The 22,229-nt window shown below is 66.9% G+C and carries 18 protein-coding genes; 10 read left to right on the plus strand and 8 right to left on the minus strand.

The genetic code is table 11. From position 1 onward, the window contains the following. The first annotated feature begins 34 nt into the window (after positions 1-34). Positions 35-391, plus strand: coding sequence for a hypothetical protein (locus COC42_RS13905; RefSeq protein WP_096343884.1), 357 nt, complete (start codon positions 35-37; stop codon positions 389-391). A 74-nt stretch (positions 392-465) separates the two neighbouring features. After that, complete coding sequence (locus COC42_RS13910; RefSeq protein ID WP_096343885.1) at positions 466-2,100, plus strand: M20/M25/M40 family metallo-hydrolase; 1,635 nt, start codon at positions 466-468, stop codon at positions 2,098-2,100. 77 nt (positions 2,101-2,177) lie between these two features. On the opposite strand, the gene COC42_RS13915 is transcribed toward COC42_RS13910, so the two are convergent. Further along, positions 2,178-4,478 (minus strand): TonB-dependent receptor, encoded by a 2,301-nt coding sequence (locus COC42_RS13915; protein ID WP_096343886.1) that lies wholly within the window; start codon positions 4,476-4,478, stop codon positions 2,178-2,180. Between the two features lie 185 nt (positions 4,479-4,663). Between COC42_RS13915 and clpB the strand changes: the two genes are divergently transcribed. After that, complete coding sequence (clpB, locus tag COC42_RS13920) at positions 4,664-7,243, plus strand: ATP-dependent chaperone ClpB (RefSeq protein WP_096344214.1); 2,580 nt, start codon at positions 4,664-4,666, stop codon at positions 7,241-7,243. 49 nt (positions 7,244-7,292) lie between these two features. Here the strand turns inward: clpB and COC42_RS13925 are convergent, their stop codons facing one another. After that, complete coding sequence (locus tag COC42_RS13925) at positions 7,293-10,346, minus strand: TonB-dependent receptor (RefSeq protein ID WP_217991294.1); 3,054 nt, start codon at positions 10,344-10,346, stop codon at positions 7,293-7,295. Positions 10,347-10,522: 176 nt separating this feature from the next. Continuing rightward, positions 10,523-11,788, minus strand: a complete 1,266-nt coding sequence (locus tag COC42_RS13930) for a NupC/NupG family nucleoside CNT transporter (RefSeq protein WP_096343887.1) — start codon at positions 11,786-11,788, stop codon at positions 10,523-10,525. A gap of 65 nt (positions 11,789-11,853) precedes the next feature. On the opposite strand from COC42_RS13930, the gene COC42_RS13935 reads away from it, so the two are divergent. From COC42_RS13935 to argB, 3 genes are read left to right on the plus strand one after another with little or no spacing between them, the layout of a single operon-like run. Beyond that, complete coding sequence (locus tag COC42_RS13935; protein WP_096343888.1) at positions 11,854-12,141, plus strand: CPBP family intramembrane glutamic endopeptidase; 288 nt, start codon at positions 11,854-11,856, stop codon at positions 12,139-12,141. A 45-nt stretch (positions 12,142-12,186) separates the two neighbouring features. Beyond that, positions 12,187-12,831, plus strand: a complete 645-nt coding sequence (locus COC42_RS13940) for a queuosine precursor transporter (protein ID WP_096343889.1) — start codon at positions 12,187-12,189, stop codon at positions 12,829-12,831. Continuing rightward, positions 12,828-13,727: an acetylglutamate kinase gene (gene argB / locus COC42_RS13945; protein ID WP_096343890.1), complete on the plus strand. Its 900-nt coding sequence runs from the start codon at positions 12,828-12,830 to the stop codon at positions 13,725-13,727. The genes COC42_RS13940 and argB overlap by 4 nt, the downstream gene beginning before the upstream one ends. A 96-nt stretch (positions 13,728-13,823) precedes the next feature. Here the strand turns inward: argB and COC42_RS17745 are convergent, their stop codons facing one another. From COC42_RS17745 to pdxH, 4 genes are all read right to left on the minus strand, one after another. Continuing rightward, the gene (locus COC42_RS17745) at positions 13,824-14,000 is read right to left on the minus strand and encodes a hypothetical protein (protein ID WP_176484691.1); all 177 of its coding nucleotides are present in this window, start codon (positions 13,998-14,000) and stop codon (positions 13,824-13,826) included. A 105-nt stretch (positions 14,001-14,105) separates the two neighbouring features. After that, a complete protein-coding gene (locus COC42_RS13950) occupies positions 14,106-14,891 on the minus strand; it encodes a PhzF family phenazine biosynthesis protein (protein WP_096343891.1) in 786 nt (261 codons plus the stop codon). Beyond that, a complete protein-coding gene (locus tag COC42_RS13955; protein ID WP_096343892.1) occupies positions 14,888-15,841 on the minus strand; it encodes a cation diffusion facilitator family transporter in 954 nt (317 codons plus the stop codon). Before COC42_RS13955 ends, COC42_RS13950 begins: the two co-directional genes overlap by 4 nt. Further along, complete coding sequence (gene pdxH / locus COC42_RS13960; protein WP_096343893.1) at positions 15,838-16,419, minus strand: pyridoxamine 5'-phosphate oxidase; 582 nt, start codon at positions 16,417-16,419, stop codon at positions 15,838-15,840. Before pdxH ends, COC42_RS13955 begins: the two co-directional genes overlap by 4 nt. 89 nt (positions 16,420-16,508) lie before the next feature. On the opposite strand from pdxH, the gene ku reads away from it, so the two are divergent. The 3 genes from ku (at position 16,509) to COC42_RS13975 (ending at position 20,419) form a co-directional block, all read left to right on the plus strand. Continuing rightward, positions 16,509-17,414, plus strand: a complete 906-nt coding sequence (ku, locus tag COC42_RS13965) for a non-homologous end joining protein Ku (RefSeq protein WP_096344216.1) — start codon at positions 16,509-16,511, stop codon at positions 17,412-17,414. Positions 17,415-17,522: 108 nt separating this feature from the next. Then, entirely contained in the window at positions 17,523-19,943 is a 2,421-nt protein-coding gene (gene ligD / locus COC42_RS13970) for a DNA ligase D (protein WP_096343894.1), read from the plus strand. A gap of 11 nt (positions 19,944-19,954) precedes the next feature. After that, the gene (locus COC42_RS13975) at positions 19,955-20,419 is read left to right on the plus strand and encodes an OsmC family protein (protein ID WP_096344217.1); all 465 of its coding nucleotides are present in this window, start codon (positions 19,955-19,957) and stop codon (positions 20,417-20,419) included. Positions 20,420-20,473: 54 nt separating this feature from the next. Here COC42_RS13975 and COC42_RS13980 read toward each other — a convergent pair whose 3' ends face one another. After that, a complete protein-coding gene (locus tag COC42_RS13980; RefSeq protein WP_096343895.1) occupies positions 20,474-21,226 on the minus strand; it encodes an HAD-IA family hydrolase in 753 nt (250 codons plus the stop codon). 341 nt (positions 21,227-21,567) lie between these two features. Between COC42_RS13980 and COC42_RS13985 the strand changes: the two genes are divergently transcribed. Beyond that, positions 21,568-22,155 (plus strand): NADPH-dependent FMN reductase, encoded by a 588-nt coding sequence (locus tag COC42_RS13985; protein WP_096343896.1) that lies wholly within the window; start codon positions 21,568-21,570, stop codon positions 22,153-22,155. Positions 22,156-22,229 lie beyond the last annotated feature (74 nt).

Below are 22,229 nucleotides of genomic sequence, written 5' to 3' on the forward strand. Positions count from 1 at the left end.
ACGCTAGCTTCGCCTCGAGCGTGGGAGGTGAGCGATGCGGATGGTGTTGGCACTGGCGTTGATCGGCATGCCGGCGGCGGCACAGGTGTCCAACCCGCTCGCGGGACGCTGGACCGTCGATTTGTCGAGCGAGCCGGGCACGCCCTACACCAAGACGATGGAATTGACCCTCGCACCCGATGGCGGGGTGACCGGCAGCTTCTACGACAGCGAGATACAGGCGGGAAAGTGGAAGACTGATCGCGGGCGGACCTGTGTCAGCTTCAGGACGAGCGACGGCAAGGGGCCTTATCACACCGCCGCGTGCCTGCGCGGCGACCGCGTCGAGGGGCAGACCTGGGCCGAGCACCGCAACTTCCTGTTCAACTGGAACGCGGTGCGCGGCGACTGACCGACCCTTGCGGTGATTTGCACCGCTGCTACACCTTGTTACCGACGACACTTCTTCTCGGGACTTCACGACACATGCGCACGACCTTCGCCGCGACGATCGCGGCCGCGTTGCTTTCGACCTCGGCCTTCGCGCAGACCGCTGCCGACTTCTCGGCCGATCGGGTGAAGGCCGACGTGACCTGGCTGGCGGACGATGCGCGGCAGGGGCGTGATGCGGGCAAGCCGGGTTACGACGCGGCGGCGAAGTACGTCGCCGACCGCTTCGCCGCGCTTGGCCTGACGCCCGCCAACAACGGTGAGTGGTATCAGCAGGTGCCCTTCGTCACCGTGACCGCCGACACCAAGGCGCCGCGCGGCCTGACGATCGGCGGCAGGACGTTCGCGCACAAGGGCGATGCGATGGCAACGCTCTACGGCACCGGCGCGCAGGCGCTCGAGACCGAAGCGGTGTTCGTCGGGCGCGGCGTCGTCGACAAGGCGCGCGGGCTCGACGACTATGCCGGCATCGACGTCAAGGGGAAGACCGTCGTCCTCTTCTATGGCGTGCCGAAGAACCTGCCGAGCGACGTCGCCGCGGCGATCAACAACCGCAAGGCCAAGATCGCCGAGGAGCATGGGGCGATCGGTGTCATCACCGTGCTCGACAGCGAGACGGCGAAGCGCTTTCCCTGGAAGGAGATCGCCGACCACGGCGACGAGCCCTATATGAGCTGGGCGACCGAGACGGGCGACCCCTATCGCACCGCCGCAGGGGTCAAGGCATCAGGCCTCGTTCGCGGCGCGGCGGCCGAGGCACTGTTTGCGGGCGCCCCGCAAAGCTATGCGCAGGTGCTGGCGGCGATCGACAAGGGCGCGGAGGTAAAGCCTTTCGCGCTGAAGCCGCAGGTGAGGTTCAACGCGACTTCCGCCGCCGAGCGCTTCACCAGCCCCAACGTCGTGGCGATGATCCCCGGCAGCGATCCGACGCTGAAGGGCGAGGCGGTGCTCCTGATGGCGCATCTCGACCATGTCGGCGTCGATCCGAACGTGAAGGGCGAGGACAAGATCTTCAACGGTGCGATGGACAATGCCGCCGGTATCGCGACGATGCTTGAGGCGGCGCGCGCCTTTACGAAGAGCAACCCCAAGCCCAAGCGCACGGTCATCTTCGCCGCGGTGACGGCGGAGGAGGACGGGCTGCTCGGCTCGCAATATCTCGCCAAGCACCCACTGCCGGGCGCGAAGGTGACGAGCGTCGTCAACCTCGACATGCCGGTGCTGCTCTACGACTTCACCGATGTGGTGGCGTTCGGCGCCGAACATTCGACGATGGGACCGATCGTTGCCAAGGCGGCGGGCGACATGGGGATCAAGCTGTCCCCCGATCCTATGCCGGAGGAGGGGCTGTTCACCCGCTCCGACCACTATCGCTTCGTGACCGAAGGGGTGCCGTCGGTGTTCCTCGTCACCGGCTTCGCCAATGGCGGGGAAAAGGCGTTCAAGGACTTTCTCGCCACCCATTACCACAAGCCGAGCGACCAGGTGACGCTGCCCTTCGACTGGACCGCCGGGGCCAAGTTCGCGAGGGTGAACTACAACATCGCCCGCGCCCTAGCCGACGCGCCCGAGGCGCCGCGCTGGTACAAGGATTCGAGCTTCGGACAGCTGTTCGCGGCCGATGCGCCAAAGGCCGACCGGCCCGCGGGCGAGGCGGCGCCGGCGAAGTAAGGCACTAGAAGCGCGACCCCGGATCAGGTCCGGGGTGCCGGGAAAGAGACCGGCCCCGCGCAAGCGGGGCCGAACCGTCAGAACCCTGTCTTCAGCGTCACGAAGACCTGCTGCGGCGCACCCGCCAGCAGCGTCTGGTTGTCGCCGCGATTGCCAAAGCCGTTCGAGCCGATCGTCGCGACATATTCCTCGTCGAACAGGTTGGTCGCATTGCCCTGGATCTCGAAGCCACGGTCGCCCTCCAGTCGGATACGCACGCCGATCGACGCATCGACCAGCACGCGGCCATCGACGAACTGGTCGTTCTCGTACGTGAAATAGCGCCGCGACATATAATTGGCGCCGAGCCTGCCGAAGAACAGCTCGCCGTCATAGGTGACCTCACCCTTGACGAGGTGCTTGGGCGTGTCGACCACCTGCTTGTCGGCGGTTCGCGCGATCAGCGTGCCCGCGCGGTCGAACACGTCGTCCTGATAGGTGGAGTCGGTATAGCTGTACGAGGCGAAGGCGCCGAAGCCCATCGGCAGCCGGACCTCGGCCGCCGCCTCGAACCCCAGCGAGCGGACCGAACCGACATTCTGGAGGATCGCCGGATTGCCCTGGATGCCCGCGCCCACCGACTGCGCGATCAGTCTGTTGCGGAAATCGACCAGATAGCCCGCCAGGCTGAGGTTGAAGCCGCGACCACGAAGCCGTCCACCGACCTCATAGGTGTCCGATTCCTCGGGCCGCAGGCCGCCCAGATTGTCGAAGCCGGCCTGCGTCGTTGCGAACGGGCCGGTGGTGGCCGACGAGGTAAAGGCGCGCTTGACCTGGGTGAAGCCGCCGAACAGCTCCGCATCGTCGGTCAGCTGGAAGGCGACGCCCGCATGCGGCTGGAACCAGTCGCGTACCTTGATCGTGCCCGAGGCGAGGCCGCCGCCGATGATGGGGTCGGCCTCGTTGGTGACCTCGAACCCCTTCCAGCCCAGATTGATGGTCAGCGCGCCGAGCGTGATCTTGTCGCGCACATAATATTGCACCGTCTCGGTCTGATAGTCGAAGTCCCACTGCGTCGCGAAGGGAAGCGCCTGGAAATCGAGGCTGTCGCGCGTGGGGAACAGCCGACTGCCGAGCGCATAGAAGCGGCGCGCCTGGCGGAAGTCGTTCAGCTCGTACCAGCCGCCCACCGTCAATTCGTTGAAGCCCAGATTGCCGGTGACCGACCCGAACGCGCCCTTACGCTTGATGTCGTATTCGGTCGTGCGGATTGAGATCGGCACGCCCGTCGGCGCCGAGAAGACATAGGGCGTGTACCAGATGCCCTGGCCGCGATTATTGTGGTAATAGGCGCTAAGGTTGAAGCGCACCGGTGCGTTGGTGGTGCTGCGCACGCCCATTGCAGCGAGATAGTCGGTGCGCAGCCCCGCGGCGTTGAAATAGGCGTCGTCGACCGAGGCGATCGGCGCGGGATAGGTCGTCCCCGCACCGGGGTTGAAGCGCGGCGCGCCGGTGTCGCCGCGATTGGCGCCGATATCGGCCAGCCGGATCGCGAGCGGATAGTCGCCCGACACATTGTCCCAGTCATAGCCCAGCCGGTCGATCATGCCGAGCGACAGGTCCTGATAGTCGTTCTCGCGCCGGTCGGAGAAGTTGAAGGTGCCATAGAGCTCGACCGCCGGGGTGAGCGGCGCCACCGCCTTGAAATTGGCCTGGTGCTGGCGCTGCGAGCCAACGCCCTTCCACTTGTCCATGTCGAGATAGCCATAGGAGAAATAGGCGCGCGGCCCGTTGTCGCCCAGCATCCCGGTGTCGAACCGGAAGAACCCGCGCACCGTGTTCTCGCTGCCATAGGTGCCGTTGGCGGTGACGAGCGGCGTGTCGGAGGGATCGCGCGAGAAGAATTCGATCGTGCCGCCCAGGTTGTTGGTCGCCTGCGTCCCGATCGATCCCGCGCCCTGCGATACCTGCGTCACGCCAATATTCTCCGACGAGATCGCGCGGCTGATGTGCAGGCCGTTGGTGTTGCCATAGCTGCCGTCGCCCAGCGGAATGCCGTCGAGCGTGAAGCCGATCTGGTTCTGGTTGAACCCACGGATCGAGACGCGCTGCGACCATTCATAGGCACCAAAGGGATCGGCCGCCTGGAAATTGACGCCCGGCAGCTTCTCGATCGCCTTCAAGGGGCTGGTGCCCGGCGTCAGCAGCGCGAAGTCGCGCTCGGACAACTCCTGCACCTGTCGCGTCTCGCCCCGGCCGATGATGATGATGTCGTCCTCGGGCTCGGCGGCAGGGGTGCTGTCGACCGCCGGCTGTTCGGCGGGCACGCGGTCTTCGGCAAAGGCGGCAGCGGGCAGCGCAAGGGCGGTGCCGGCGAGCAGGGCGGCGCAAAGCTTCATGATGGTTTCCCCTCGGCCGCGCGCTACAAGGGCGGTCGGCTCGATCCGGGCGGCTAGCGCGGCTGCGTGTCGGTGCGGTGCCCGAGTGATGACGTTGCGATGACGAAACGGATTCTGATTATGACGGCCCTTGTGTTGCCTGTTTGCAACACTATCTCGCGGCGCATCATATGGCAGGGGATGGCATGAACCTCGAGAAATTCACCGACCGCGCGAAGGGCTTCCTACAATCGGCGCAGACCGTGGCGATCCGCAACAGCCACCAGCGGATCGCGCCCGAGCATCTGCTCAAGGCGCTGCTTGAGGACGAGCAAGGCATGGCCTCTGGCCTGATCGGCGCGGCGGGCGGCGATGCGCGCCGCGCATTGGCCGAAACCGACGCCGCGCTTGCCAAGGTGCCGAGCGTCAGCGGGTCGGGTGCACAATCGACGCCGGGCCTCGACAACGACGCCGTCCGCGTGCTCGACCAAGCCGAGCAGGTGGCGCAAAAGGCTGGCGACAGCTTCGTCACCGTCGAGCGACTGCTGCTGGCACTGGTGCTTGCGCGCAACACCGCCGCGGGGCGTGCGCTGGCGGCGGCGGGGGTGACTGCCGAGGCCCTCAATGGCGCTATCAACCAGCTGCGCGGCGGGAGGACTGCGGACACCGCGGGGGCGGAGGACCGCTATGACGCGCTCAAGAAGTTCGCGCGCGACCTTACCCAAGCGGCGAAGGACGGCAAGCTCGATCCCGTGATCGGCCGCGACGAGGAGATCCGCCGCACCGTCCAGATCCTTGCCCGCCGCACCAAGAACAACCCCGTCCTCATCGGTGAGCCCGGCGTCGGCAAGACCGCGATCGCCGAGGGGCTGGCGCTGCGCATTGCAAACGGCGACGTACCCGACACGCTCAAGGACCGCACGCTGATGGCGCTCGACATGGGCTCGCTCATCGCCGGCGCGAAATATCGCGGCGAGTTCGAGGAGCGGCTGAAAGGCGTGCTCGACGAGGTGAAGGCCGGCGAGGGCGACATCATCCTCTTCATCGACGAGATGCACACGCTGATCGGTGCGGGCAAGTCGGAAGGCGCGATGGATGCGGGCAACCTCCTGAAGCCCGCGCTTGCCCGCGGCGAGCTTCACTGCATCGGCGCGACGACGCTCGACGAATATCGCAAATATGTCGAGAAGGACCCGGCGCTCCAGCGGCGGTTCCAGCCCGTCTTCGTCGGCGAGCCGACGGTCGAGGACACGATCTCGATCCTGCGCGGCCTCAAGGAAAAATACGAGCTGCATCACGGCGTCCGGATCACCGACGGCGCCATCGTCGCTGCCTCGACGCTCAGCAATCGCTACATCACCGATCGCTTTCTGCCCGACAAGGCGATCGACCTGATGGACGAGGCGGCGAGCCGCCTGCGGATGGAGGTGGAGTCGAAGCCCGAGGAGATCGAGAATCTCGACCGGCGCATCATCCAGCTCAAGATCGAGGCGGAGGCTCTCCGCAAGGAAAGCGATGCGGGCTCGCGCGACCGGCTGGAGCGGCTGAACGCCGAACTCGACGATCTCGAGGCACAGTCGGCCGCGCTCACGGAGCGGTGGCAGGCCGAGAAGATCAAGCTCCAGTCGGCGACGTCGCTGAAGGGCGAGCTTGATGCCGCGCGCACGGCGCTCGAACAGGCGCAGCGTGAGGGCGACCTCGCCAAAATGGCCGAGCTTTCCTACGGCACCATCCCCGCGCTCGAGAAGCGGATGACCGAGGCCGAGAGCGCGACCGAAGGGGCGATGCTCCGCGAGGAGGTGACCGCCGACGACATTGCCGGCGTGGTTGGCCGCTGGACCGGCATCCCGGTCGAGCGGATGCTGACCGGCGAGCGCGAGAAGCTTCTTGAGATGGAGGCCCAGCTCGGCCGCCGGGTGATCGGGCAGGCCGTTGCCGTGCGTGCCGTCGCGACCGCGGTGCGGCGTTCACGCGCCGGCTTGCAGGATCCGAACCGGCCGCTGGGCAGCTTCCTGTTCCTGGGGCCTACGGGCGTCGGCAAGACCGAGCTGACCAAGGCACTCGCCGAGTTCCTGTTCGACGATCCGAACGCGATGGTCCGCATCGACATGAGCGAGTTCATGGAGAAGCACGCCGTGGCCCGGTTGATCGGTGCGCCGCCGGGCTATGTCGGGTACGAGGAGGGCGGCGTGCTCACCGAAGCCGTCCGCCGCCGCCCCTATCAGGTCGTCCTGTTCGACGAGGTCGAGAAGGCGCATGGAGACGTGTTCAACGTCCTCCTGCAGCTGCTCGACGACGGGCGCCTGACCGATGGGCAGGGGCGCACGGTCGACTTCTCGAACACGATCGTCATCCTTACCTCGAACCTCGGCAGCCAGTATCTGACCGCGCTGGGGGATGGTGAGCGCGTCGAGAGCGTCGAGCCGCAAGTGATGGAGGTGGTGCGCAGCCACTTCCGGCCCGAATTCCTCAACCGGCTGGACGAGATTATCCTGTTCCACCGGCTGGGCGCGGAGCACATGGCGCCGATCGTCGACATCCAGGTGGCGCGCGTGGCGAAGCTGCTGGCGGATCGCAAGATCGGCATCGACCTGACCGACGCGGCGCGGGCGTGGCTCGGGCGGGTCGGCTACGACCCCGTCTATGGCGCGCGGCCATTGAAGCGCGCGGTGCAGCGCTATCTTCAGGACCCGCTCGCCGACCTGATCCTGCGCGGCGACGTAAAGGACGGGCAGACAGTCCATGTCGACGAGGGCGACGGCGCGCTGACGCTCAGCGTCGCCTGAAGAAAAGGGAGGCGGGCGTTCAGGGCGCCCGCCTCCTTCGTCAGAAGCGTCAGAAGCCGACGCGCAGCTGGATGCGGGCCGAACGCGGCGTCTGGAAGCCGAGCGGCGAGCGATATTGCGGGTTGGGCGTCCCGTTCCCCGCTTCCCCGAACTCGTCGAAATCGAGCGCCGATTTGGAATTGAAGACGTTGAACAGGTCGAACCGGAGCGAAGCGTCGAACGTATCGACGGGCACGCGGACCTGCGCCGTCAGGTTGATCTCCTTGCGCCAGTCGCTCTGGAAGGCGGTGCCGCGCTCGACGATCTGCCCGCCGCAGAAATTGCCCGCCGCGCCGTAGAGTGCCGCGACCGGATCAACGTCTTCCGGCACCACGCCGATGCAGCCGAACTTGCGCGGCGACTGGATGAAGGCGTTGGCACCCAGCGTGATCGCGTCGTTGAGCGTGTAGCTGCCGAACAGCTTGAAGGTGTGGCGACGATGGCCCGGCAGGAAGCCATAGGAGCCGACGGTGAGGCCGGGGCTGTCGAAGTCCTGGGTCAGGCCGCTATCGACCTGACCGATGTCGGACTTCACGCCGCCCTCGATATTCCCCTTGAGGTTGGCCCAGGTGTACGAACCCTGGAGCGACCAGACGCCGTCGTATTCACGCTCGAATTCGAACGTGACCGCATCGTAGGTGCGCCGCGCCCCCGGATAGCCGAGCTGGTCGGCGGTCAGGGTGACGGTGCGCAGCTCGGTCTCGCCGGGCAGCGGGGTGTCGAGCAGGATCTGCGCGTCCTCACCCGGATTGAGCAGGACATACTGGTGGAAGCCGATCCAAATGTCCTCGCAGCCCGAAATCCCCTCAGCCGCACACAGGTCGCGGACGGCGAGGTCGATCGCGCTGTCCTCGAGCGAACGGTTGAGCTTGCGGTGGGTGTAGTTGAGGCCCACGCGCCAGCGGTCGCCCAGCCGCTGCTCGACACCGATGATGTACTCGTCGAGGCTCTGCGGCTTGAGGTTCTGCGAGATCACGGTCGAGGGGTCGGCCGCGGTGCCGTCGGCGATCAGCGTGCAGTTGTTGCCGCTGCCATCGGGACAGGCGACGGCATTATCAACGCCGTTCACCGGTGCGCCGGCGATCGGCACGCCGTTGTTGATGCCGGCCAGCACGAAGTACGAGCTATAGTCGAGCTCGGCACCCGCGAGGCGGATGTTGGTGTTGGTCGGGACCGGCAGGAAGTAGCGGCCAAAATTGCCGTAGAGCTTGGTCCGCTTGTCGCCGAACACGTCGAACGCGAAGCCGAGGCGCGGTCCCCACTGGTCGCCCGATTCATAGAATCGCGTCCCGTCCGCCGTGCTGTTGACGAAGCGATCGTTGCGGAGGCCGAGCTGGAGGTTGAGGCGGTCGTTGAACAGCGTCCAGTTGTCCTGGATGTAGAACGCCTCGTTCACCGTCTCGAACGTGCCGCCATTCTCGAAGAAGCGGCGCTGAAAATACTGCGTACCTGCCGCCAGGTTGCTGATGTCGTCGGCGCCGGTCGAGGTGAACAGTTGGTACTGCCCATCGCCGGTCGGCGTCGAGAGCTGAATCGAGGTCAGCTTCTCGCGGTCGTAGCCGCCGCGGATGTGGTGCGAGCCGAGCAGGTCGAAGTAAAGGTCGGCATCGACGCGATAGAATTCGCGCTCGTCCTCGTTGGTCGTGACCGACGAGGCCGGGTTAGTGCCCGGGAAGGCCGAGGATACGCCGCTGCGGCTGTCAATGACGCGCGGGCGGGTCGTGTCGGCGGGCAGCGTCGAGTTCTGGTTCTTGTTGACGCCGTAAGCGGCCGACAGCGTGAACCAGTCGGTGAAGGTGCCGGTATAGCGCGCAACATAATTCTCGCCGCCCTGAAGGCTGCGCGACTCACCAGTGTAGGCGCCGATCTCGTTGGTGTCGGAGTTGTACTGATACTGCCGGATCAGATTCTCACGGGTGCTATTGAAATAGGTGAACTCGAGCCGCTGGCCGTCGATCGGCACGGCATCGACCTTGAAGGCGTAGAAGGGATCGTCGCTGCTCTGGAAAGTGCCCGTATTGTCGGCGGCGTTGGGCGCGTCGGCGGTGCCGTCGAACTGCGTCACCTTGCGATTGTTGTAGAGCGCGAAGAAAAACAGCTTGTCCTTGATGATCGGTCCCGACAGCGTCGCAACCATGTCGAGCCGCTCCAGCCGGTCGCTTTCATTGTCGTCGGCATAGCTGTTGGGGGCGTTCGAGCGCAGGTCATCGGGTTCCCAGTTGAACAGGACGCTGCCCGAAAATTCGTTGCCGCCCGACTTGGTGATGGCGTTGACGACGCCGCCGGTCGCGCGGCCGAATTCGGCTTGGAAGCCGCCGGTCTTGACCTCGATCGTCTGGTAGAAATCGAACGGCACGTCCGAGGGCGAGAAGCCCTGGCGGAATTCGGTGACGTTCAGGCCGTTGATGTAATAGGCGTTCTCGCTGAACGACGAGCCGCCGATCTGCGCCTGGTTGGCGAAGCGGGCATTGGACGCCGATGCGCCTTGGGTCGTGCCGGGCGCGAGCAGGATGACGTCGCGAAGATTGCGCTGGACGGGGACGCGGGTCGCGAGATCGCCGATATCGATGACCGCGCCCGTCGTGGTCCGCTCGAAATCGGCCACTTTCACGCGGCCGGCGGTGACGACGATCTCGGCATCACCGGTCGCTTCGGCGGTGGTGTTGCCGGTCGGACCGCCGCTGCCCGCGGGCGACAGCGCGAACTGGTTGCCCGCGGCGTCGGTCGATAGGACGACGCTCTCGTCGGTGAACGTGTCGAAGCCGTCGGCGGTAATGGTGAAGGTATAAGGGCCGGTCGGCACCTGCGGAATGCGATACGCGCCCGACGCGTTGGTCGTCGCGGTGCGAGAGAAGCCTTGCTCGTTCGAGCGGATCGTCACCGTCGCGCCGGCCACGGGTTGGCCGTTGGTCGACAGGATGCGGCCCGAGGCCGTGACGTTCTGATAATCCTGCGCATGGGCAGGGGCGGCGATGGCGGCGGCCGCGACGATCGCGGCGCCGGTCAGGGGAAGGGCGCTCCCGGAATGCAGCAACGCCCGCGCAATTCGGCTCATCGTTCGCATGTATGTTCCCTCTTTTCGACGTGGCCGCACTGATGGCGGCCTTGGCGACCGGGTCGAAAAGTGCCCGGTTGGAACAGGTTGCGAAGTGAGGATGCGTTTGTAACTAGTTTTTTGACCCTTTCGGGTGATTGGTTGCCGCGTGTCTCATTTATGTCACGATGGTTACGATCTGTTGCTCAAGGCAGGATCAACCCCGCCAGCGCCGCGGACATGAGGTTGGCAAGACTCCCCGCCAGCAGCGCGCGCACGCCCAGCCGGGCGATCATCGGCCGCTGGTTGGGGGCGAGGCTGCCGGTCGCGGCCATCTGGATCGCGATCGAGCTGAAATTGGCGAAGCCGCACAGCGCGAAGGTGATGATCGCTTGCGTGCGGACGCTCAGCGTGTCGCCCAGCTTGCCCAGTTCGATGAACGCGACGAACTCGTTGAGGACGAGCTTGGTGCCGAACAGGCCGCCGGCGCGTCCCGCCTCTTCCCACGGAATGTTGAGGAGGAACATGACCGGCTGGAACACAGTGCCGATCACCTGCTGGAAGCTGAGCGCCGGATAGCCGAGCCAGCCGCCGACCACGCCGAGCAGCCCGTTGGCCATCGCCACCAACGCGACGAAGGCGAGTACCATCGCGCCGACCGCGACGGCGATCTTGACGCCGGTCTGCGCGCCCATCGCCGCGGCCATGATGATGTTGGCGGCGCGCTCGTCCTCGGGATCGGGCTCGGCGACGGCGAGGACGGCGGCTTCCTCGACCCCCTCGGCCTGGAGCACGGGCTCGGGCGCGACGTCGGGCATGATGATCTTGGCCATCAGAATGCCGCCGGGCGCCGCCATGAAGCTGGCGGCGAGCAGATAGGGCAGCGACTGGGGGCCGAGGAACGAGGCATAGGCGGCAAGGATCGTGCCCGCGACGCCCGCCATGCCGACCGACATGACCGCGAACAGCTGGCTGGGGGTGAGGCTTGCCAGATAGGGGCGGATGACCAGCGGCGATTCTGACTGGCCGACGAAGATGTTGGCCGCCGCGCACAGCGACTCGACCTTGCTCACGCCGATCACCCGCTCGATCGCGCCGCCGACCCAGCGGATCACGAACTGCATGATTCGCAGATGATAGAGCACCGCGACGAGGCTGGCGAAGAAGATGATGACCGGCAGCGCCGAGATGGCGAAGCTCTGTCCCCCCATTTCGGGCGTCGCCAGCGGGCCGAAGATGAAGTCGGTCCCCGCCTTGGCATAGCCGAGGAGCGCCGACACCCCCGTCGCCAGCCCGCGGATCGCCGCCTGTCCCGCGGGGACATAGAGGACGAGGAAGGCGATGCCCGCCTGCAGCGCGAAGGCGGCACCGACGACGCGCAGCCGGATTGCGCGGCGATCGGTCGACAGCGCGAAGGCGAGGCCGAGGATGACGGCGATACCGGCCAAGCCGATCAGGAAACGGGATAGCAAGGGGCGGGCTCCGAAAGGCACAAACCCCGCGTGCGTGGCATAGCGGCGCGCGCGGGGGAAGGGGCGTGTCGACGCTTTGTCGCGGCGCCGGTCTCTGGCGCGGCGTCCTGTTCGACTGGCTCCGCGGATTTATGGGGCCGGTCGCTGCCATCCTCGTTCAGGCCGCGTCGTTCGGCGCCGCGCATTATTCGGGCGTGCCCAGCGGATGGGCGGGGGTAGGCCTGGCCACGCTTTACGGGGTCATGCTCGGCTGGCTGTCGTGGCGTGCCGAGGGTCTGCTCGCCGCCATCGTTGCGCATGTCGCCGCCGATCTTGTCATCTTTTCGCTCGCGGCGGTCGCGCTCCGCGGCTGACACCGGGCACTTTCGCCGCGCCCCGCCATCCGCTAACCGCCGCCGATGGATTCGCCCGCGCCCGTTTCCCGCTCGCTGTTCGCGCTCGCCATCTTCTATGGCGGCATGGTCTGCATTGCCGGAGTGCTCGGCAACAAGCAGGTGGCGTTGGGGCCGCTTGCGGTGGAGGCAGGGATCTTCGCCTTCCTGCTGCTCGTCGTCGTTTCATCGGCAGTGGCCGAGCTCCATGGGCGCGGGGTCGCGAACCGGCTGGTGCTGATCGGCTTCGTGCCCTTGCTCGCCTCGATGGCGCTCTCCTGGATCGTCGTCCAGCTTCCCCCCGCCGCCAGCATGGAGCCTGCGCGGGTCGAGGCGTTCACGCTGATGATGAGCAGCACCTGGCGCATCTGGGCGGGCGGGATCGCCGCCTATGGCCTGTCGCAGATCCTCAACGTCACGCTGTTCGACGCGCTCAAGCGCGCGGGCGGCCGCCTCCTGTGGCTGCGCGCCGGGGTGGCGAGCGTGCTCAGCCAGATCCTCGACACCTTCATCTTCGTCACCGTCGCATTCTACGGCGTGTTCCCGATCGGCCAGCTGATCGTGGGCCAGATGCTGGCCAAGGTCGTGTTGTCGATCGTGCTGGTCCCGCCGCTCATCTATCTCTTCGTCGGGCTCGGCCGCCGGCTCGACGCCACGGAAGTCCGCGCATGACCGATCACCGCCCCGACCCCGCTCTGCTCGCCAAGGCCGAGACGCTGACCGAGGCGCTCCCTTATCTCCAGCGTTATGCCGGCAAGACCTTCGTCATCAAATATGGCGGCCACGCGATGGGCGATCCCGAGCTCGCGCGCGACTTCGCCGAGGATGTGGTGTTGCTGAAGGCGGTGGGCATCAACCCCGTCGTCGTCCATGGCGGCGGACCGCAGATCGGCGCGATGCTCAAGCGGCTGGGGGTCGAATCGCGATTTGTCGGCGGGCTGCGCGTGACCGACGCGGCGACCGCTGAGGTCGCCGAGATGGTCCTCGCGGGCAAGATCAACAAGGAGATCGTCGGCTGGATCGACGCCGCCGGCGGCCGCGCGATCGGCATCTCGGGCAAGGACGCCCGCCTCGTCGTCGCCGAGAAGGTACAGCGCACCGAACCTGACCGCAATTCGGGGATCGAGCGGCACGTGGACCTGGGCTTCGTCGGCGATCCCGTCGCGGTCGATCCGTCGATCCTGACGATGCTCGCCAGCCAGAACGTCATCCCGGTCGTCGCGCCGGTCGCGTTGGGCGTGGACGGCCACACCTACAACATCAACGCCGATACGATGGCAGGCGCGATCGCCGGCGCGCTGGGGGCGGCGCGCTTCTTCCTCCTGACCGACGTGGCGGGGGTTCTCGACAAGTCGGGCGAGCTGCAGACCGACCTTGATCCCGCGGGCATCGCCGCGCTGATGGCCGACGGCACGATCTCCGGCGGCATGATCCCCAAGGTCGAGACCTGCGTCGCCGCGGTCGAGGCGGGGGTGGACGCCGCCGTCATCCTCGACGGGCGCGTTCCGCATGCGATGCTGCTGGAGATCTTTACCCGGCGCGGCGCGGGGACGCTGGTGCGGCGGTAGGTTATCGTCACCGGGCTCGCCTCGGGAGCCCGGTGCCTTTTCCGGCGCTAGAGGAAAATGCGGGGCATCGGGTCAACCTCGGGGTGTCGAAGAAGGTTAGGCCCCGCTGATCTTCTGCCCGGCATGCTCGCCCTTCTCCGACTTCTTCGTCGCGGTCTTCTTGTTGCCCGCGTCCGACCCGCCGCCGCGGCCGGTGCCGAGGCTGCCGCGCGCGCCGTCGCCGCCCTTGGCGGTGATTGCGCCTGGATTTCCGCCGGTGCCCTTCTGTGCCATCGCTCGCCTCCGTTCGTGAGAGGAGGTCAACGCGACCTTGAGGCGGCAGTTTCTAAGAAATAATAGAGGTTTATGACTTGCCGGTTCAATCCCGGGATGACGGGCTCAAAGGTGGAATGTGCCGTCGATCACCGTCACGCACCTGCCTCGCAGCACCACGCGGTCGCCGGCAAGCTCGCAATCGACATGACCGCCACGCGCGCTTGCCTGGAAGGCGGCGAAGCGCGGGCGGCCGAGGCGAGCCGCCCAATAGGGGGTGAGAACGCAGTGCGCCGAGCCCGTTACCGGATCCTCGTCGATGCCCGCTGCGGGAGCAAAAACGCGGCTGACGACGTCGGTGTCGCGGCCGGGCGCGGTGACGATGTTGAGCGTGTCGCCGAGCGCTGCGAGCGCGCGATAATCGGGCGTCAGCGCACGAACGGCGGCCTCGTCGGCGAGCACCACAAGGTCGTAGCCGTAAGGGTGGCGCAGCACCTCGCCCTTACCGACGCCGAGCGCTTCAAGCAGGCCCGGCACTTCGGCGGGTTCGGGCGGATAGGCGGGCAGGGCCATCGCGTAGCCCTCGCCCTCGCGCGCCACCTCGAGCACACCGGCGCGGCGCGTGCGAAAGATCACGCGCTCACCGCCATCACCGAGCAGATAATGCCCGCTTGCCAGCGTCGCATGGCCGCACAGCGCCACCTCTACCGTGGGAGTGAACCAGCGCAGCTCGTAGTCGGCCGCGCCGCTCGCGTCGGGCACGAGGAAGGCGGTCTCGGCGAGGTTGTTCTCCGCCGCGATCGCCTGAAGCACCTCGTCCTCGGGCCAGGCACCAAGCGGCATCACCGCCGCCGGATTGCCCTCGAAAGGTCGTCCGGCAAAGGCGTCGATCTGCACAATGGGGAGTTTCACGCGCGCTTCCTGAACCAGTGGGGGGTCACGTCCTCCTCGACCAAAGGATCGTCGGTGTCGCTATGCCCCTCGGGATCGAGGTGGATGAGCACCTCGACGCGGGGAAAGGCGCGGTGTAGCGCGTCCTCCACCGCCTCGACCACATCGTGCGCGGCGGCGACGGTCATGTCGCGGTCGACGTTCATGTGGAACTGCGCGAAGTCGCGCGTGCCCGAGCGGCGGGTGCGGAAGTCGTGGATGCCGCGCACGTCGGGATTGGAGACCGCGACCGCGATATAGCGCTGGCGGTCGTCCTCGGGCCACTCCTTGTCCATCAACTGGTCGATCGCCTGCGCCGAGGCCTTGAACGCGCCGAAGCCGAGCCAGCCGGCAATGGCGATGCCAAACAGTGCGTCGGCGCCGGGGAGCCCGACATAGCGGTCGAGGACAAGGGCCACGATCACCGACAGGTTGAGCAGGATATCGCCCTGGTAGTGGAGGCTGTCCGCCTGCACCGCCAGTGATCCGGTCGCGGCGATGATCCGCTTCTGATAGGCGACGAGCGCGACCGTCGCGGCGATCGCCGCCACCGACACCGCGATGCCGAGCTCGGCATCGGCGACCGGCGCCGGGTCGCCGAGCGCGCTGAACCCACGCCAGCCGATCGCGAGGGCGGAGGCGGTGACGAGCGCCACCTGGAACAAGGCGGCCAGCGCCTCCGCCTTGCCATGACCGAAACGGTGGTCGTGGTCGGCGGGCGTCGCCGCCAGACGCACGCCGTAGAGGGTGACGAGCGAGGCGAGCAGATCGAGGCCCGAATCGGCCAGGCTGCCGAGCAGTGCGACCGAGTTGGTCGTCAGCGCCGCATAGCCCTTGAGGCAGAGGAGGAAGATCGCCGTCGCGACGCTGGCCAGCGCGGCGCGCGCGGCGACGCTGTTGAGGAGGATGCGGCGCTTCTCGGTCTCGGTCACGGGAACAGCAGCCCCTCGGTCCAGCCTCCGCCGGTCAGCGTGAACAGGCGCCGTTCGTGCAGGCGGTGGGCACGGTCCTGCCAGAACTCGATCGCGCGAGGGGTGACGCGATAGCCGCCCCAGTGCGGCGGGCGGGGTACGTCGCCGCCCTCGAACCGCGCCTTCATTTCCTCGAACCGCGTCTCGAACGTCGCGCGGGTGTCGAGCGGACGCGACTGGTCGCTCGCCCAGGCGCCGAGCTGCGAATCGCGGCTGCGGCTGGCGAAATAGGCGTCGCTCTCGACATCGGTCGCGGGGGCGACGCTGCCCTCGATGCGGATCTGGCGGCGGAGCGACTTCCAGTGAAAGAGCAGCGCGACGTTGGCGTTTGCGGCGAGGTCGCCGGCCTTTCGGCTCTCGCGGTTGGTGTAGAAGACGAAGCCATCGGGGCAGTGCCCCTTGAGCAGCACCATCCGCACCGACGGGCGCCCGGCGCCATCGACGGTGGCGAGCGCCATCGCGTTGGGATCGTTGATTTCCTGTTGGCGCGCCTCGGCGAACCAGGCGTCGAACAGGGCGAAGGGGTCCTCGGCGGCCATCTGCGCGACATAAGGCCGGCACGCTTTACTGTCGAGGAACGAGTCCCCGCCTCATGCTTTGAATCGGCTCCGCAACGAGGGGAATGGCGATGGCCGCGCGCGCCTATTGGCAGGGACAGATCAGGCTGGCGCTGGTGTCGATCCCGGTCGAAATATACTCGGCGACGCGCAGCGGCGCGAGCGTCAGCTTCCGCCAGATCCACGAGCCCACCGGCAAGCCCATCCATTACGAGAAGGTCGTGACCGGCGTCGGTCCCGTCGATGCCGACGAGATCATGAAGGGGTACGAGGTCGAGAAGGGCAATTACATCCTGCTCGATCAGGAAGAGATCGAGGCGGTGAAGCTCGAGTCGAAGAAGACGCTCGAGCTCACCCAGTTCGTCGATGCGGACGAGATCGACGTGCTCTATTACGAGAAACCCTATTTCGTCGTGCCGGCGGACGACCTTGCCGAGGAAGCGTTCATCGTGCTGCGCGAAGCGCTCAGGCGGACGAAGAAGGTAGGGCTGGGGCAGCTCGCGATGCGCGGTCGCGAATATGTCGTGAGCCTCAAGCCGTGCGGCCGCGGCATGGTTCTCGAGACGCTGCGCTATGCCGACGAGGTGCACAAGGCGCAGGGCTATTTTCGCGACATTCCCGATGCCGAGCCCGACGCCGACCTGCTCGACCTCGCCGAAACGCTGATCGAGAAGAAGGCGGGCAAGTTCGATCCCAAGGTGTTCCATGACCGCTATGTCGACGCGCTCAAGGGGCTGATCGAGCGCAAGAAGAAGGCCAAGGGCGGCGGGCGGATCATCGAGGACGACGGCGCGGCGCCCGAGCGGCGCGGATCGAACGTCGTCGATTTGATGGCGGCACTGAAGAAGAGTCTCGAAAAGCCCGGCGAGGGCGGGGCAGCGAAGAAGCCTGCGGCGGCGAAGAAGGCGCCGGCAAAGAAGGCGACCCCGACGAAGGCCGCGCCCGCGAGGAAGCCCGCCGCGAGGAAGCGGGCGTGACTGGCCGTCATCCCAGCGAACGCTGGGATCGCCGGGCGCGAGGGCGGCGATTTTTGAAGGCGATCCCTGCCTCCGCTGGGATGACAGTAAAGGGGTTAGGCGTCCCTGATGGCTAAGCACCCTGACCCGCTCGCCACCTATAATGCCAAGCGCGATTTCGCGCGCACCGCCGAACCCGCGGGCACGCTTGCGGCCGGCAACGGCAACAGCTTCGTTGTCCAGAAACACGATGCCACCCGCCTCCACTGGGACTTCCGCCTCGAAGTGGACGGCGTGCTCAAAAGCTGGGCGGTCACGCGCGGACCCAGCCTCGACCCTGCTGAGAAGCGTCTCGCGGTGCGCACCGAAGATCATCCGCTCGATTATGCGACGTTCGAGGGGACGATTCCCGCCAAGGCATATGGCGGCGGTACGGTGATGCTGTGGGACCGCGGCACCTGGGCGCCGATCAAGGGCAAGTCGGCGAAGGACCTCGAAAAGGGCCATCTCCATTTTGTTCTCGACGGCGAGCGAATGCAGGGCGAGTGGCTGCTGATCCGTCTGAAACCGCGGGGCAAGGAAAAGCGCGAGAACTGGCTGCTGCGCAAGATCGACGATCCTCACGCGGGCGGTGCCGACACGCTTGTCGAGACCGCGCTGACGAGCATCGAGACCGGCCGGACAATGGACGAGATCGCCGAGGGCAAAAAGCCCGCGAGCAAAGCCTCACCCAAGCCCCGGCGAGCGACGAAAGGTTCGCGCCCAAAGCCACAGGACGTGCAACTCGCCACGCTTGTCGACGCCGTCCCGACCGGAAGCGGCTGGCTGCACGAGGTGAAGTATGACGGCTATCGCGCGTTGGTCACGGTCGGCGGCGGTGAGGCCAAGGTCTATACCCGCTCCGGCCTCGACTGGACCGACAAGTTCCCCGGCATCGCCGAAGCCGCCGCCGCAATCGACAGCCCTGCACTGATCGATGGCGAGATCGTCGCGATGAAGGACGGCAAGCCCGATTTCTCGACGCTGCAGGATGCGATCTCGAACGGGGGCGAGATGATACTTTTCGCCTTCGACATGCTGGAGGCGGGCAGCGAAGACCTTCGCCAATTGCCGCTGGTCGAGCGCAAGCAGCGGCTCGCCGCGCTGCTGCCGCCGGGCGAGCCTCGACTCCAGTTCGCCGAGCATGTCGTGGGCGCCGGCGAGAAGCTGTTCGAGGCGATGTGTGCCGAGGGGCTGGAGGGCATCGTCTCGAAGCGGATCGATGCGCCCTATCGCGCCGGCCGGGGCAAGGCATGGCTCAAGGTCAAATGCACGCACCGGCAGGAGTTCGTGGTTGTCGGCTGGCTGCCCTCGTCGGCGAGGGGCCGGGGCCTGCGCTCGCTGCTCCTCGGCCTCAACGAGGGTGGCAAGCTGCGCTATGCGGGCAAGGTCGGCACGGGCTTCGACGCCGATACGCAGGACATGCTTGTGGCCAGACTGGAGAAGCTTGCCCGCGAGACCGCGCCTGTCGAGGTGCCGCGCGCAGCGGCAAAGGGCGCGATCTGGGTGCGGCCCAGCCTTGTCGCCGAGGTCGCCTTCGCCGAGTTCACCGCCGAGAATGTCGTGCGGCATGCGAGCTTCATCGGCCTGCGCGGCGACAAGCCCGCCGAGGCAGTGGTCGCGGAGAAGGCTGCTCCGACGCCGCCCGCCTCGACCATCAAGATCAGCAGCCGCGAGCGCGTGATCTTCCCCGAGGACGGCATCACCAAGGGCGCGCTCGGCGACTATTATACGGCCATGGCAGGGGTCATGCTTCCCTGGCTCGCGCATCGGCCGATCAGCCTGGTGCGCTGTCCGCAGGGGCGCGCCAAGCAATGCTTCTTCCAGAAGCATGACGCCGGCAGTTTCGGCGAGCAGGTCCATCACGTCGACATTCGCGAAAAGGATGGCGGCACCGAACCCTATCTCTATGTCGAGAATGCCGACGGCATGCTCGCTTGCGTCCAGATGGGGACGATCGAGTTCCATGGTTGGGGATCGCGCGTCGAGGATGTGGAGAAGCCCGATCGCCTCGTCTTCGACCTCGACCCCGACGAGGGCCTCGACTTCGACGACGTCAAGCGCGCGGCCGAGCATATCAAGTCGGTGCTCGCCGATATGGGGCTGACCAGCTTTCCGATGCTGTCGGGGGGGAAGGGGGTGCATGTCGTCGTGCCGCTGAGCCCCCGAGCCGAATGGCCGGCGGTCAAGTCCTTCGCCGATCGCTTCGCCCGCGCACTCGCCGCCGACCAGCCCGAGCGCTTCACCGCGACGATGAGCAAGGCCAAGCGCAAGGGCCGCATCTTCATCGACTGGCTGCGCAACCAACGTGGCAGCACTGCCGTGCTCCCCTATGTCGTGCGCGCGCGGCCGGGCGCGCCGGTCGCAGCGCCGGTCGCGTGGAGCGAGTTCAAGGCGCTGGACACGGCGGCGCGCTGGACCTTGAAGGATGCGGGTGAACTGATCGAGCGGGCAGGGAGCCGGTTGCTCCAGGGCTGGGGCGTTGCGGATCAGGTGCTGCCGGAAGTCTGAGGTTGAGCAAAGTGACGAACCGGCACGACTTTACCGCCCGCATCGAGTGGACGGGCAATCGCGGCACCGGGACCAGCGGCTATCGCGCCTATGACCGCACCTGGCGCGTGACGACACCGGGCAAGCCTCCGATCGACTGCTCCAACGACCCCGCGCTCGGCGGCGATCCGGCGCGGCACAATCCCGAGGATATGCTACTTTCGGCACTGTCGGCATGCCACATGCTCTGGTTCCTGCATCTGGCGAGCGATGCGGGAATCACCGTCACCGCCTATCGCGACGAGCCGCTCGGCGTCGGCGAGAGCGAGGCGTCGGGGGCGGGGCGCTTCACTGCGGCGGTGCTGCGGCCCGAGATCGTGCTCGCCGATCCGGCGGACGCAGCGCGCGTCGACGCGATCCACGGCGAGATCCACAAGGTCTGCTTCATCGCGCGGTCGGTGGCGTTCCCGGTGCGGGTGGAGGCGACTTACCTCTAGGCCATACTGCCGCGAAGACAGGCTCTCAGCTTCGGAAGCGCTGCCGGGCTGTGCCTAGGTGCCCGCGATCGCTGGAGCGCTGGCCTGCTGCGCCAGCAGCCGTATCACTGCATCGGGGCTGTCGAAGCCGTAATCGGGCGCGAGTTCGTCCAGCGCCTCGCGGTGCGCATAGCCCCAATGGACCGCCCCCGATCGGATGCCGCAGCGGCGTGCCGCCTCGATATCGCGGGTCTCGTCGCCGATCGCCACCGCCTCGGCCGGGCTCACCCCCGCAGCCTTCAGCACTCGCCGGAAGCGCGGCGCCTTGCCGTAGAGCGACGATGCGCATTCCCAGATCGCGAAGCGTGCCGCATTCTCCGGCCCCAGGATGCGCCGCGCGTTGATCTCGGCGTTCGAGGTGACGAGCGCGAGGCGGACCTCCGCCGCCTCGAGCGCCGCCAGCATCTCGCTCACGCCGTCGAACAGCTGAACCTCGTGGGTGTGGAGCGCGAAGAGGGTGCGGACATAGCGCGCGATGAAGGGCAGCTTCCACGCCGGGATGCGCAGGTGGCGAATGACCTCGCGCGTGGGGAGCGCGCGCAGCCGCTCGACCTCGCCGGCTTCCACGGTGCGAAAGCGATAGCGCTGGGCGAGATGGTCGACGATGCCGAGGAACCAGTGGCCGCTGTCGGCCAGCGTCCCGTCGAAGTCGAAGATGACAAGGCGGATCGGGGGATCGGCAGGCGGAACGAGCGGCGGCACCGGAGCAGCTTGGCCGAGGGGCGATGCGGTGGCAACCCGCCCGGCGCAGGCCGGAAACTCGAGCATCGTAAAATCGAAGTGTGATTACAAGACTTGTTCTGCGCGTGCGCATGACTCATGTATCGGGCGTGGCAGACGCCACGCTCGTTCTTCAACCAGCGAAAGGAGGTGATCCGATGTCTCATGGTTCAGCAGTGAGGTCGGTTCAGTTCGTTCGGGAGACGCGCCGCTAAACGCTTGTTTGGCGTGAAGGCGGGGAATATTCCTTCCCAATCAACGCCTTCAATGCTGCAAGCGCGCGGCCCGCATGGTCTCCCGCGTCGGAACGTCCGGCCGCTGACCATGTCGGAGGCTGCCGGGCCCTTGGGAAAGGGCTCGGCAGCCTCTTTCATTTCTGGAGAAGGGCGATGGCGCGACTGCTGGTCTTTTACGGTTCTTATCGGCGCGACCGGATGGGCATCCGGCTGGCCGATTATCTGGTCGCCGGGTTCGCGAGCCGCGGGCACGATGCCGAGCTGATCGATGCGAAGGCGGTCGGGCTGCCGATGCTCGATCGCATGTACAAGGAATATCCCGCCGGCGAGGCGCCGGCGGCGATGCAGGCGCTGGCGGACAAGATCGTTGCCGCCGACGGCTTCGTCTTCGTGACGGGCGAGTACAATTGGGGCGTGCAGCCGGGCCTCAAGAACCTGACCGACCATTTCCTCGAGGAGTGGTTCTGGCGGCCGGCGGCGATTGCCAGCTATTCGGCGGGACGGCTGGGCGGCGCGCGGGCGGCGACGGCGTGGCACGGCACGCTGTCGGAAATGGGAATGGTGGTGACGTCGAGCACGATCGGCGTCGGTCAGATCGGCCACGCGCTCGATGCCGACGCCCGGCCGCTGGGCGAGGGCGGGGCGGCGCTCGAGCGAAGCTTCTCGCGCTTCGCGGCGGATCTCGAATGGTGGGTGGAGGCGGCGGCGGCGCAGCGGGCGCGGGTGAAGCCGCCTTATTGATCGTCCGGGAAGCAGGCAGAAGCGCGACCCGGGCTCGGACCGGGGTCCGGGGATCGGGGAGTGTTACCCCTTCC

The sequence above is a fragment of the Sphingomonas spermidinifaciens genome, assembly GCF_002351485.1.
In the GTDB taxonomy this organism is placed as follows: domain Bacteria; phylum Pseudomonadota; class Alphaproteobacteria; order Sphingomonadales; family Sphingomonadaceae; genus Sphingomonas; species Sphingomonas spermidinifaciens.

Excerpts from the sequence above, each read along its gene's own strand:
- COC42_RS13905 (WP_096343884.1), top strand. The coding sequence starts at position 35 with ATGCGGATGGTGTTGGCACTGGCGTTGATCGGCATGCCGGCGGCGGCA.
- COC42_RS13910 (WP_096343885.1), top strand. The coding sequence starts at position 466 with ATGCGCACGACCTTCGCCGCGACGATCGCGGCCGCGTTGCTTTCGACC.
- COC42_RS13915 (WP_096343886.1), bottom strand. The coding sequence starts at position 4,478 with ATGAAGCTTTGCGCCGCCCTGCTCGCCGGCACCGCCCTTGCGCTGCCC.
- clpB (WP_096344214.1), top strand. The coding sequence starts at position 4,664 with ATGAACCTCGAGAAATTCACCGACCGCGCGAAGGGCTTCCTACAATCG.
- COC42_RS13925 (WP_217991294.1), bottom strand. The coding sequence starts at position 10,346 with ATGCGAACGATGAGCCGAATTGCGCGGGCGTTGCTGCATTCCGGGAGC.
- COC42_RS13940 (WP_096343889.1), top strand. The coding sequence starts at position 12,187 with ATGGATTCGCCCGCGCCCGTTTCCCGCTCGCTGTTCGCGCTCGCCATC.
- argB (WP_096343890.1), top strand. The coding sequence starts at position 12,828 with ATGACCGATCACCGCCCCGACCCCGCTCTGCTCGCCAAGGCCGAGACG.
- COC42_RS17745 (WP_176484691.1), bottom strand. The coding sequence starts at position 14,000 with ATGGCACAGAAGGGCACCGGCGGAAATCCAGGCGCAATCACCGCCAAG.
- pdxH (WP_096343893.1), bottom strand. The coding sequence starts at position 16,419 with ATGGCCGCCGAGGACCCCTTCGCCCTGTTCGACGCCTGGTTCGCCGAG.
- ku (WP_096344216.1), top strand. The coding sequence starts at position 16,509 with ATGGCCGCGCGCGCCTATTGGCAGGGACAGATCAGGCTGGCGCTGGTG.
- ligD (WP_096343894.1), top strand. The coding sequence starts at position 17,523 with ATGGCTAAGCACCCTGACCCGCTCGCCACCTATAATGCCAAGCGCGAT.
- COC42_RS13980 (WP_096343895.1), bottom strand. The coding sequence starts at position 21,226 with ATGCTCGAGTTTCCGGCCTGCGCCGGGCGGGTTGCCACCGCATCGCCC.
- COC42_RS13985 (WP_096343896.1), top strand. The coding sequence starts at position 21,568 with ATGGCGCGACTGCTGGTCTTTTACGGTTCTTATCGGCGCGACCGGATG.